The 215-nt window shown below is 39.5% G+C and carries 1 pseudogene; it reads right to left on the minus strand.

Annotated elements, in window-relative coordinates:
- Positions 1-104: pseudogene (locus H5200_RS23740) on the minus strand (IS110 family transposase); the annotation flags it as partial.
- Positions 105-215 lie beyond the last annotated feature (111 nt).

Consider the following 215-nt stretch of genomic DNA (forward strand, 5'->3'; position numbering starts at 1 on the left):
CCAAGGTGAACAGGTTGTGCACCTCTATGTTCTTCAATATAGGCGACTTCATTGAATTCTTTATGTGTATCAAGTCCGATAAAAAGTATGCTATGTTTATTCATGTTAGCCTCTGCTGTTTAGTTGATAGACAAACTAATTATGGCTCTGGCTTTGAATTAAGCTAACCCACGAAAAGCGGAGGCTAACACCGTGTGGGAGTCATTATGTCTATG

This window comes from Pseudoalteromonas sp. SG43-7, assembly GCF_014164295.1.
GTDB classification, from domain to species: Bacteria; Pseudomonadota; Gammaproteobacteria; order Enterobacterales; family Alteromonadaceae; genus Pseudoalteromonas; species Pseudoalteromonas rhizosphaerae.